This is a genomic window from Haloferax profundi, assembly GCF_001469865.1.
Taxonomy (GTDB): domain Archaea; phylum Halobacteriota; class Halobacteria; order Halobacteriales; family Haloferacaceae; genus Haloferax; species Haloferax profundi.
Map to the genome: position 1 here is coordinate 1 of NZ_LOPV01000413.1, position 9253 is coordinate 9253.

Annotated in this window: 6 protein-coding genes; 2 read left to right on the forward strand and 4 right to left on the reverse strand. The window is 56.8% G+C overall.

The genetic code is table 11. The features are described 5' to 3' along the window. The coding region (locus AUR66_RS14110) for a TrmB family transcriptional regulator (protein ID WP_058572930.1) at positions 1-1040 on the reverse strand (1040 nt) is incomplete at its 3' end. Positions 1041-1238: 198 nt separating this feature from the next. Next, positions 1239-2303 (reverse strand): hemolysin family protein, encoded by a 1065-nt coding sequence (locus AUR66_RS14115; protein ID WP_058572927.1) that lies wholly within the window; start codon positions 2301-2303, stop codon positions 1239-1241. 165 nt (positions 2304-2468) lie between these two features. Here AUR66_RS14115 and AUR66_RS14120 point away from each other — a divergent pair, with 165 nt between their 5' ends. Both AUR66_RS14120 and AUR66_RS14125 read left to right on the forward strand, forming a co-directional pair. Continuing rightward, positions 2469-2933 carry an Lrp/AsnC family transcriptional regulator gene (locus tag AUR66_RS14120; RefSeq protein WP_058572928.1) on the forward strand — a complete coding sequence of 155 codons (465 nt, stop codon included), beginning with the start codon at positions 2469-2471 and terminating at the stop codon, positions 2931-2933. Between the two features lie 271 nt (positions 2934-3204). After that, positions 3205-4353 carry a DUF7118 family protein gene (locus AUR66_RS14125; protein ID WP_058572931.1) on the forward strand — a complete coding sequence of 383 codons (1149 nt, stop codon included), beginning with the start codon at positions 3205-3207 and terminating at the stop codon, positions 4351-4353. A 1102-nt stretch (positions 4354-5455) separates the two neighbouring features. Here the strand turns inward: AUR66_RS14125 and AUR66_RS14130 are convergent. Next, positions 5456-7606 (reverse strand): glycoside hydrolase family 3 N-terminal domain-containing protein, encoded by a 2151-nt coding sequence (locus AUR66_RS14130; protein WP_058572932.1) that lies wholly within the window; start codon positions 7604-7606, stop codon positions 5456-5458. A gap of 138 nt (positions 7607-7744) precedes the next feature. Beyond that, positions 7745-9253 (reverse strand): CRTAC1 family protein (locus AUR66_RS14135; protein WP_058572929.1); only part of this gene is annotated, 1509 nt, incomplete at its 5' end.

Genomic DNA, 9253 nt, shown 5'->3' on the forward strand with positions numbered 1-9253 from the left:
ATCGTCCGCATCTCCATGTCCTCGAAGACAGCACCCCATCCTCCAACGACGACCGACCCATCGCCCGTATCGAGTGTGAGGTTCTTGTGGGAGCCTAGGTCTGAGAGTGCCAACCGTGAGGGGTTTCGTTCGTCACCGTGGAACGAGATGTCGGAAACGCTTCCTTCGACAGTGGTCTCACTACCTTCTCCAAGGTCGATTCCTTCTGCGGTGACCCCGAGTTCGAACCCTCGTTCCCACAAGGGTAAGATATCTCGAATGAACTCTTCGATGGTGACGTAGGTGAATTGGTCTTCGTCGTCGAGGTAGACGGTCGGGTAGAGGTTCCACAGGCAGGTGAGGAAGAACCAGTGAAAGACGAACGGGAGGATACGGTCGTAGACGAGGACACCGTAGTCTTCGTCAGAGCGTGTGTTCGGTGCGAAACACGTCCGGTCTCGGTCGATGACGACGAGAAACGGCCCTGGGATGGTGCACACACGAAGTTCTGAGAGGACCCCATTCGGGTCGAACTCTGCGGGTGGTTCTTCTCCTTCGTCGATGTAGACGGATGCACGAACGACGATACCTCGGTTACGGGCCTCTCGAAGCGCTGGGGAGAGTGACTGTAGTTGTTCGAACGACCCGGCTACTTCCACCACGGTTTCTGCGTCGTCGATGAGGTCCTGTGCGTTCTCGACTGCTGTCTCGACACGCTTGGTGACACCCACTCGCGCGTCCATCCGTTCGGGAGTTCGGTATCGCTCGCGGACCGCGTCGGCAGCATCGTGGAGGAGTTCACCCCTCGTCTCTAGGTCTGCCATCGCTGCCTCCGGGTCACACGGTCGAACGTAGAGTTTCTCTCGCTCGATGGTCTCGACGTACCCCTTCGATTCGAGGCTCCGAAGAACGTCGTACACTTGCGAGACGGGTACAGCGCTCTCTCGGCCCACTTCGATAGCAGGCGAGACACCCATCTCAAGGAGTGTGAGGTAGGCGTCGGCTTGGTACGACGTGAGGTCCGCGTACTCGAGTGCCTGTGTAAGCGTCTCGCGGTCCATATCCATAGCCACTCTACCCCTTACCATGAACACTTCGCCGATTCACGAATCTGATTCGGGGAACAGTTCGCGTTCGACCACGCCGCTGGGTCTTGTACCGTCGTTGCGGCCCGCAGCGCCGTCAGAACAGCACCGAGTGGAGACTTCGTTTCTCTGCTCTCGATGCTGTGCGTCACCCAAACGTTTGTCTACTAGTGTTCAAACCGACACTCGTTGGTCGAGTGGGTCCTCGAGCTCTCCCATCACTGCTTCGAGGGCGTCTGTCGCCGTGAGCAGTCCAACGACTTCACCGTCTTGTAAGACCAGTGCGAGTTCCTGGTCTTCTGCTTGGAACTGGTCGAACGCGTCACTCACGTTCGTCTCTGCGGCCAACGTCGTGGGTGGTGCCGCAATCTCGGAGAACGAGAGGGAACCACCTTTCAATTCTTCGAAGTGTTCGATAATCGATGGTGCGTACACGACCCCTTGGAAGTCGGTCAACTCCTCACCGACGAGTGGGAAGCGAGTATGCGGTGTCTTTCGAATTCTCTCGAAATTCTCTCCGGCGGAGGCTGTCGTGGAGAGTGCGACGATTTCGTCTGCCGGGACCATGATTTCCCTGATGGAGAGTTCCCCGACCTCCAGTGCGCTGAGCACTTCGTCACGGCGTTCTTCGGGAATATCTCCTTCTTCGAGCAGTGAGTGGAGTCGATTTCGAAGCTGGGCACGCGACTCGAGCACGTCTTCTTCGGTCTCGAGCCACGCCCCGGTCATCTCGATTCCGAACAGTTTGAGTGTCCCTTTGGCAATCCAGTCGCCGAGCGTGATGAGTGGCGAAATCAGCCAGTTGAACCAGTACAGGGGGGTCGCTCCGTATCGACACACCAGTCGTGAACGTTCGACGCCGAGATAGGTCGGTGTCTGTTCACCGTGTGTGAGGTGAAGGAGGTTGATGATACCGAACGCGATGAGGGCGCCCACGCCAATCGAGGCAAGCGGCGTACTGGCGAAGTAAGGTTCGAACAGGGCTGCGAGTGCTGGTTCGGCCACGATACCGACGGCGATACTGGAGGCCGTAATACCCACTTGACAAGTCGTGAGATAGATTTCGAGGTTGTTCGTCATCTCCCACGCTCGTTCGAGTGCGGGGTTTCCATCGATGAACTCGTCTTTACTAAACTGCCGAGCCCGAGTCAGTGCGAACTCGATGGCGACGAAAAACCCGTTCGCGAGGATGAGGAGGATACCTGCAACGAGACGTACGCCTATCTCTGTTGGGTTCATTGGAGCTCGTACCGGTACCGTTTCTGCTCTATCCTTTAGAAAGCGTTGATTGTCTCACTTTATTTATATCTGATTGCCGATTCGCAAATATTCGGTCCAAATAATCCGACTCCCGATAATATTGTGGACAAGACTAACCCTTTTGTCTGCCTTCTCCCGAAGTGAATCACGATGAGTGGGCTCGACGATCTGGATCGAGAGATATTGTACATGCTCCAAGGTGAAGCGCGACACACCTCTTCGACGGATATCGCGGAATCTCTCGACGTATCAGCGAGTACGGTCCGGAACCGCATCCAACGGCTCGAAGGAGATGGCGTGCTCCGGGGATATCACGCCGATGTGGACTACGAATCTGCGGGATACCAACTGTTCACGCTCATCGTCTGCACGGCGCCAATCCCAGAACGAGAGGAACTAGCTATCGCCGCTGCGGAGGTCTCCGGTGTCGTCGAGGTACAAGAAGTGATGACGGGTGAATCGAACGTCTTGGTGCGTGCTATCGGTGAGGATGGCGACGACCTCAGCCGAATTGGCGAAGAACTGGACGAACTAGGGCTTCAGGTACAGGACGAAGACTTGATTCGGAACACTCACCGGACCCCATACGCCGGATTCGACCAACAGTGAGTTAGGCGGCGATACAGTGTCAGAGTCGACGACAGGCTCGTGTGTGATGCTATCAAAAAGTCGTCGCGCGGCCCAAGCGAGGACCACTCCCAACACGGTACGAGGTGTCCTCATCGATAGAGTGCGAAAAGACGGACGTTTGGTCCGGCAATTTCGACAATTCGAGGCCATTCGATGAGAACTCTCGAGCCGCATTTTTGTGTCTCAAGTACTCATAGTACGCTAATGACACTCGTCTCACCCGATTTACTCACTCGCTCAGGAGGGGATGATGACTGACACGCCCGACGACGTGAAGTCGGTGCGTGCTGCGGCACGGAAACTCGACGAGACACGCACAGCGGTCGAAGACCGCGGCAAGGCTGAACTCCAAACTGCCGCCGAAGCACTCGACAACGTCGAACGGATTCTCGACCAATACGAGTCTCGTGCGACGGACCGAGACGACCTCAAAGGGTACGTCCAATTCAGGGAGGCACTCTCCGACACACTCGACGAAATCCCTCCCGACGTGTCCCACAGCGAATCGTTCATCGAAGCCAACGATATCCTCACTACCGGTATCACGTCCACACTGTCCACGAGTGACTTCGCACAGGCTCGCGAGGCGCTCGAACCGGTACGCCAAGATGCCCAACTCCTCGAGTCTTGGAAGACTGCACGGGAGGAATACGAGAGGGCACGCTACGCTGTCGAGCAGCGACACCGCGACGTCGGCGAACAAATCGACGAACTCGAAGAACTTCTCGCACTCGGCGAAGCAGACCTAGATCTCTCGACCGATGAGCTCTCTGAACCCATCGAGGCGTACAACGAGGCTGTAACGACGGCCTTCGATCAGTTCTTGGGGGTGGCACCTGCCCGTGAGGTATTGGCTCTGTTAGCAACTGCAGAGTCCTACCCGCTCGTCGAGTTGCCATCGCCGCCTCGACGATTACGGACCTACCTCGATACTGCTGAAATCGGGTCTGAACCGGTCCGGAGACTCACCGAGTTGGCGTCGTTCTCACGGTCGAAACTCGACCACTACGTCGACGACCCCGAGACGTTTTCAGCGGCCGTAGGGACGAACCAGACGTTTCTCTCGCAGCTATCAGATGCGGCGGATTCGCTCACTATTTCGTGGCCGCCGGCACCAGCCAAGGAACTCAGGTGGCGAACGAGAGAACTAGTTGCAGTCGTCGGTCGCTTCGCAGACGATTCGACGGTGGCACGCGCCCGCTCTGTGTTCAGACTCGCTTCGAATAGCGAGGGGGAGTTCGACCGCCTCAGAGCGACTGCCGTCGCTCGTGAACGACTCACCGACGAGCAACGAGCGAAACTCGAACGCGGTGCAATCGAAGCCGAACTCGATACGCTGCGAGCAGAGTCTCGACAACTCGAATCCTGTCTGGAGCAGCACGAACCAATCGATGTTTAGATTATTAGATGTATGTGTAACTGATAACTAATACGACTATCCACTGTGAAGAAAAATACACTATGAGATATCAATTGAATCTCCATCCAATATTGTCGTCTCTGTTTAATTGAGCTCGGACAATATAGATATATGTCTTAAGTATGCGTGGAAAACAAAACCCAAAATCGACACTGCGCTTAACCAATAATGGTAATGAAAATAGTAATTAGCAGGATCTGTGTGAGTACCGATGTACTAATTCGACCTCCGTAGAGACACTACCCCATCGAACCACGACTTGACCAATGCCAGAATAAATGACGACAGTACGAGTGTAATGGGGCGCGATTCATCTCTACATTTCGTATAGTCTCGTTCCAGTTTGCCTCGAGGAAACTGAGTATACGAGTCGAGCCAAGCCATTACTAATGTATGTCTGTAATAGCTTGGTCGGTCGCTCTCTCGGATATTGTCTATAATGTGATAACTAAACCGACGACACGTCTCAGTCTATCCACCGGGTAGCGAATCAAATCGATTTCAATTCCAAATACACCGTTAGGAGCCGTCTCGCAAGGGATTACAATATCAGGAGACTTATTGTTCATTTCCCTATACAGAGAATTGAGTTGTGTTGAATATCTGGGTATTTGGCTGTATCTGGACTAGATAGTTAGGTTAGGGGGGTTGAGAAGGTAGAATACAGCAATTAAACTCATTTGTCAAAGTGAGGAGAAACCGACTCTTTTCTCAAAGTACTATATAATTTGATATGATGTAATGAATATGTTTGTTGTGTGTGGACTGATGTCATCCAGTGTCTTCCAATTGAATACCGAATTCTGAGCTGAGGGACGCTCCAACGGGTGTTTAGAACAATTCGTGCTCATCTGAACGAACTGTACACGGAGGTGACACACGTCGACTGTGGTCGACCTACAGCACTAAGTCTGCCAAATAGGTCGAGGGCCCCAGCGGTACGGTCTCCGTGTATCATCTCCCGTTGTACTGTGGAGACGACGTCCTGATGCCTATCTCTCGACGTGTGAAGCGTCAGTGAGAACGTAGCCACCGAAAAAATCTTGCTCGAAACGGGTTAGTCCGCTCGCGTCGAGACCGGTCAGTTCGATTCCGGTTCGACGGTAATCGTGACGTTTTGGTCGCCGACACGGAGGGTGTATTCACCTGGGATAGCCAGAACCCTCCCAGCTTCGTCGACACGCCCAATCGATGCCGCATCGATGGGGACCGACACCGTCTCTGTGGCGCCAGGGTCGAGCGAGACGCGCTCGAATCCACAGAGTTCCCGGACTGGTGTCACCCGCGTTCCAGCCTGGTCGGTGACGTACACCTGTACGACAGTGGAACCGTGTCGGTCCCCGACGTTCTCCACAGGCACTTCGACTGTCGTGGTCCCGTGGGGCGGAATCTGCTCGTCCGTCACGGACATCGAACCGAACTCGAAATCAGTGTAACTCAGCCCGTGACCGAATTCGAAGAGTGGGTCGTACGACGGGAGGTGTTCGTCGGGACCGATTGGTGTCGGGTGAGGGAAGTGATTGAACCGGGTTGGAAGGTGACTTGCGGACCGCGGGAACGAAATCGGTAATCGTCCACTGGGGTCGCACGCTCCGAACAGCGTCTCCGCGACGGCCTGCCCTCCCATCGTTCCTGGGTAGTACGCCAGTAACAGTGACGGGAGGTTCTCTGCCATCCACTCCACGGCCAGCGGTCGACCGGTGACGAGGACACCGACGACGGGAGTGCCCGTCTCGTGCAACGCTTTCACGAGGTCACGCTGTGCATCGGGGAGTTCGAGCGTGGTTCGATTCGGAAACTCGTCGGGGGCAGTGCCGCTCTCTTCTGTAGGTCCGAACTCGTGGATGTACCAGTTTTCTCCGACTGCGACCACCGCGACGTCCGCATCTTTCGCTGCTTCGACTGCGGCGTCGATATCGACTGGGTCGTTTATCGTCGTCCCCTGCTCGTAGGTTACTGTCCCGTCACAGACGGATTCGATTCCATCTTTGATCGATACGACGTCGGTGCCTGCTTCGTCGGGGACACTCCACCCACCGAGTTGGTGAATGGGATTGTCTGCGTTCGGTCCGGCGACGAGAATGTCGGCCTCGGGGTCCAGTGGGAGCGTGTCGTCGTTCTGAAGGAGTGTCATCGACTTCCGTGCCGTCTCTAACGCCTCGTCACGATGAGCATCGGCACCGACGACGTCTCGCGCTTCGTTCGCGTCGACGAACGCGTCTTCGAAGAGTCCGAGTCGGAATTTGAGGTCGAGCACGCGGCTGACGCTCTCGTCGAGAACGTCTTCTGCAATCTCGCCCGCTTCGACGAGAGACACGAGGTGGTCTGCGTGAGCGATAGCGTCGACCGATGCGATGTCGAGCCCTGCCTCACGTGTCATTCGGACTGAGTCACGGTGGTCGCTCGCGACTAAGTGGTCCTCGTGTAGCATCCGGACTCCGTTCCAATCGGAGACGACGGTTCCATCGAATCCGAGTTTCCCACGGAGAAGGTCTGTGAGGTATTCGCGCGACCCGTGTGCGGGTCGCCCGTCGATTGCGTTGTAGCAGGGCATGACAGACGCGACACCTTCGTCGATAGCGTCGAGGAACGATGGTAAGAAGATGTTCCGGAGGAGGTACGATGAGACTTCGACAGGGGCAGTGTCTTCCCCGCGTGCGGGTTCGCTATACGCCGGGAAGTGTTTCGCCGTTGCTGCCACGGAGTTGGGGTCGTCGAGGCCGTCGCCTTGGTATCCACGTACCATCGCACCTGCCAGACGACCGCACAAAAATGGGCTCTCGCCGAACGTCTCGAAGGTTCGACCCCACCGTGGTTCTCGGGCAACGTCACAGGTGGGTGAATAGTTCTGCTGTGCGCCCGACGTTCTGACTTCGGTTGCAGTAACCGCTGCTGCTTTCTCGACGCCGTCTTCGTCCCACGTTGCCGCCATCCCGAGTCCGTTCGGGAACGCCGTCCCTTCGGCGACGTATGCGTGACCGTGGACTGCATCCACGTTGAATAATAGCGGAATTCCGAGTCGTGTCTTCGACAACGCGACTTCCTGAAGGTGGTTGACCGTCTCGACCACGTCGTCTATTCGAGAGTCGACTGCGCCAGCCCATCCGAACGACGCAACGGCACCGACCGCATATTCTACGACTTCGTCTTCGACGTCTTCGACCGATTTGAACTCACCAAGTTGTCCCGCCCACGTGCCGACGAGTTGCCCGACTTTCTCTTCGACCGTCATTCGGTCGACGAGGTCCTCGACGCGCTTCTCTGTCGGGAGAGTCTCGTCTCTGTAAGGGGGATGTTTGCTTTCTGACTGCATACAGCGAAGAGAAATCCACTGCTACTTATACATTTGCCAACGCGTGACTATCGTCGCTCAGACAGTCGCGTTTTGCGACGAGGTCACGACGAGGCCCGACTTCTGGATGCGAAGCCGCTGGTTACTCTCGACGTCTTCGAAGGTCCGAGTCGTCCCATCGGGCCACTCGACGTCGAGCGTGACCGTGTCGTGTTCTCCGACGCCGACGTGCTCGGTACGGCTATCTTGCGATAGATAGTCGACGTTCGCCGTTTGCTGGACCACGTGCTCGCGTTCTCCTGTCCGGACGGTCACGACTGCACCGAGCGCCGTTGCGCCGTTCTCGTCGGTGACTCGGAACTGTACCGCCTCGGCATCTGTCGTCGCCTTGTTGTCGTAGACCACGAATCGGTCGTCGTACGTCGCGACGACGACTTCTTGCTGACCGTCGTGGTCGAAGTCGAGCGTCGCCATCCCGCGACCATCGGTCTCTGCCATCCCGTGTGTACTCGCGTTCACGTGCGAGAACCCGTCGTCGTGGCGCTGAAAGACCATCGGATACGTGTAGACGGGGTTGGTTCGGTTGACCCTGACCACGATTTGCGTCGTGTGTACGATGTCTCGGTCACCGTCGTTGTCGAAATCGGTCGCGCTCGCTGCCCAGCCCCACCCTCCGTGTCGGACGCCGAGTTCGTCTGCATCGTCGACGAACGTGCCTTCGCCCTGATTGACCAGCAGCGTGTTCCCTTTGGTTCGTCCGGAGTGGACGACGAAGTCGAGGAGGCGCTTGAGGCGCTCGTACCGTTCTTTGGACATGTTGCCCTTGAGGTTGGGGAACCAGATGTTCGAGACGAAGACGTCGGGTCGTCCGTCCTCGGTGACGTCTGCCACTTCGGAGGACATCCCGTTGCGTGCCGTCGACCCGCCGAGGGTATGGCGCTCGAACTGCCCGTCACCGGTGTTGACGTAGAGTGTGTCGTTGTTGTAGTCGTTCGCGACGTGTATGTCCGGGTAGCCATCTCCGGTCACGTCGGCGAAACTGGCGGCCAGACTCCAATGACGGCCAGTTACTCCCGCGGATTCGACTCGCTGGAACGTTCCGTCGACGTTCTCGTACAGATAGTTCTCGTTGCCGTTGTCGTCGCCGATGCCCTCGTCGAGACTGAAGTACCCTGCCGGCTTCCGGTCGTGCCACGACCCAGACTGGTAGACGAACAGGTCGGTGTCGCCGTCTTGGTCGTAATCTGCTGCAGTCGCGCCGAGGGGATACGTGAGGTTCCCGAGACCGTATTCAGTTCGGACGAACGTTCCAGCGTCGTTTCGGAACGATATCACAGTTCCCTCGGTGGTGAACAAGAGCAAATCCGTCCATCCATCGCGTTCGACGTCGACGAACACGGCACTCTTGATGTGGTGGTCGACCGACGACAGGGCGCCTGTCCGAGAGAACTGGCCACCGTCGTTGACGAACAGTGCCGGGGTTTCGCCACCGAGAGTCAGCAGGTCAGGCCACGAATCTCTGTTCACGTCCGCCACGTAGACGCCGGAGTTTCCGCTTCCGACCCCGCTCCCATCTGCTTCGTAGTC

Bases quoted from the DNA above. Each gene is read 5' to 3' on its own strand.
- AUR66_RS14125 (WP_058572931.1), top strand. From the start codon at position 3,205: ATGACTGACACGCCCGACGACGTGAAGTCGGTGCGTGCTGCGGCACGG.
- AUR66_RS14115 (WP_058572927.1), bottom strand. From the start codon at position 2,303: ATGAACCCAACAGAGATAGGCGTACGTCTCGTTGCAGGTATCCTCCTC.
- AUR66_RS14130 (WP_058572932.1), bottom strand. From the start codon at position 7,606: ATGACGGTCGAAGAGAAAGTCGGGCAACTCGTCGGCACGTGGGCGGGA.